The organism is Metabacillus niabensis, assembly GCF_902829255.1.
GTDB lineage: Bacteria > Bacillota > Bacilli > Bacillales > Bacillaceae > Metabacillus > Metabacillus niabensis.
Genome location: NZ_CADEPK010000339.1, coordinates 1 through 2,621 on the forward strand (window position 1 = coordinate 1; position 2,621 = coordinate 2,621).

Genomic DNA, 2,621 nt, shown 5'->3' on the forward strand with positions numbered 1-2,621 from the left:
TAATTATATTGGAGAGAAATGGAAACTTGGTAATGAAATAGCCCCAAAGTATTGCTTTTAAATCATTTGAATAAACCTTCTTTTTCTTTTTATCAATTGTAATAAGCTTACCAATAATTTGATTTATTTCAATTGGACCAATACTTTTTGAATTTAAATCACCTTTTAAGAATACATATTTTGGATTCGCTTTATCTATGTATAATAAACGGTGTGTTAGCAATTGCCCAGAGGATGTATAGTAAAGAAGGATATCACCCCGTTTAATTGTTTTTAGATCAAATTTAGTATATCTGCAAATATTTCCTTCTTTTATAAATGGATACATCGACATACTTGATGCTGGGAGATCCATCCAGCCATATGTTTTAATTGTATGGAGCAATAAATCGATCGTGTCCTGATTAAATTGCATGAGTCACCAACCTTTTCTTCCTTCTTCCAGTGATAACTTTTCAATAAACTAGAAATATATTAGCGTTTTATTAAGAACGAGTTAATTGAAGGTTTTGCTATCATTTTCTATAGTAAGTATAACGATTATAGTACTTGCTGAAAAGAAATAAAAAGTGACAGGAAAATATCTATTTTGACAACAATTTTAAGAGTAGTTCATTATAAAGAACAAATAAAGAGCATAATTAGTGAAATTTCACCAATTATGCTTATGTACATTATTTATTTGTTTCATTCTTAAGCTTCCATTTATTAAATTCTAAGAATTCCCGAAATTGTTCTTTAGATACACCGGATTTCATGGCATCTTGCACTAATTTCGTCCATTCATAGTCTAGTTCATTTGAGTCATTTTCATTTTTATCTAGAAGTACATTTACAGACACTCCAAGCACGGCAGAAACCTTTTCTAAAAATTGAACAGAAGGGTTGGATTGGAGATTGCGTTCAATGGAACTAAGATAAGATTTTGCAACTCCTGCTCTTTCTGCTAATTCAGATAATGATAAATTTTTCTGTGTCCGATATTTTTTTATTCTAGGACCAATCACGTCAAGTCACCTTCCTTTTTGTTAGTTATAGTATAACATATAAAGAAGGAAAGGTTTTATATGGAGAACATAATAAGAAAAAAATTATATCAAATAGTTCTATTATTTAGGAGGATGTTCTGCTTTTGAAAAAAACTCTTTTATTTCCTCGATACTAATCCCTAGCTCGAGAGCCTCTAAAATCATTTCAACCCATTCACGATCTAATTGTCCATCCTTTTTAATTTTATCAATAAGCTCACTATTCAATATGTACCCCTCCTAAAATACTTTGATGTATTCCAGGCAGTCCAGCCGTCATAGTATGTACGATACATTAGACCTGTGACTTTGCGTCCCAATTTTTCAATAGGTTTGCCTTTATCTGTTCATATTAACGTTTTCATTATATAAATCAAAAGTCCTCTGTAGAAATAGACTTTTTGACTACAATCTCTATTATAAAAATAAATTTTCAGAATGTTTGTTGATTGGTGTCGAGGGAGTAAAATTTTATTATTCTTCGTCATTTGTAATCTATTTGTAATAATACATAGGTATTAATGCCTGAAAATACGCTAAAAATCAGATGTTGTTATGGTAATTTAAGGAATCTTTAAATGAACTTAAAGTAACCTTATGTAAGGGATGTTGAATGTTGTCGAAGAATAGTGAATTTTGTTAGAGTGGATGATTTTTAACGTTTTGTCCTTTAAACAAAGAGAAAAAAGCAATTGGAAGACCAACTGCTACTTGAAGTTACTTAAATATAGCATTTTGCGTTAGAAAGAAGATCCCACCGTTTTGGATATTAATATGAATATGTGGTTCATATAGTTCACGTAATGCTTCTTTTTCTAATGTGTAACAATCAGGTTTTTCCTCAATGTCCTCGTAAAAATGGTCTAGCAGCTTTAGGTCATCTTCCCATCTTTTTCTCGCTGAATCAGCCCATGAATGATCCTGACTTTTAACATATTGTTCAATGAATTGTTCAATCCTCTTTAATCCACTTTGTGGTTTTATTAATGGAGTCATTGTAAAACAAAAGTCAGGTATTTTGGGGGTTAGATTAAGTTTTTCTAATTTTTCTTGGAAACCCTCTACAAGTGTCCCACTAACTAAATGTAGACCAATTGAATGAATTTCGTCTTTTTTCATATCACACTGATAGGAAACAATGATATTTACACCGATCCAGGGTTGTAAGGCAATGTTTCCTTTATTCTCATGTTCAACTTTTTCGTATAAGCGGATAAAGCTGCCTAACCGTTTTGTTGCTTGAAAGATTTGATGAAGCCGTGGTGAACCAAAATGCATAAATTCACCTTTTAAATCGGAAGGGGCTTTTTGTTTGTCTGTAATAAATGTTAGTTTCATTGGGTTAGGTACACCGTTTGTTTTTTCAAGGTAATGCCAATAAAATGGACGATTCATTAGCTCCTTATCCATTTCTATCGTAAGTTGCACTGTTAAGTAACCAGGGTTATTTTCTATTAGTTCACAGGAGTTAGCGTTGAAAAAACTTTCAAGAAAGTTGTGTATTTTTTGTTGTTCCATCTAAATTATCACCTCTTGCAATCAAGTTGCTTTTCGTCTTTGTTCTTCTTGTGATTTTTGGGCAAAATCTAATAT

The 2,621-nt window shown here is 31.4% G+C and carries 4 protein-coding genes and 1 riboswitch; all 4 genes read right to left on the bottom strand.

Annotated elements, in window-relative coordinates:
• On the bottom strand, nt 1–415 hold a 415-nt coding region (locus tag HU235_RS19310), incomplete at its 3' end, for a S26 family signal peptidase (RefSeq protein WP_174881266.1).
• A 259-nt stretch (nt 416–674) separates the two neighbouring features.
• Nucleotides 675–1,007, bottom strand: coding sequence for a helix-turn-helix domain-containing protein (locus HU235_RS19315; protein WP_095299856.1), 333 nt, complete (start codon nt 1,005–1,007; stop codon nt 675–677).
• A gap of 102 nt (nt 1,008–1,109) precedes the next feature.
• Nucleotides 1,110–1,256 (bottom strand): anti-repressor SinI family protein, encoded by a 147-nt coding sequence (locus HU235_RS19320; protein ID WP_095299857.1) that lies wholly within the window; start codon nt 1,254–1,256, stop codon nt 1,110–1,112.
• Nucleotides 1,257–1,288: 32 nt separating this feature from the next.
• A riboswitch (cyclic di-GMP riboswitch) is annotated at nt 1,289–1,376 on the bottom strand.
• Between the two features lie 369 nt (nt 1,377–1,745).
• Nucleotides 1,746–2,546 carry a YqhG family protein gene (locus HU235_RS19325; protein WP_174881267.1) on the bottom strand — a complete coding sequence of 267 codons (801 nt, stop codon included), beginning with the start codon at nt 2,544–2,546 and terminating at the stop codon, nt 1,746–1,748.
• Nucleotides 2,547–2,621 lie beyond the last annotated feature (75 nt).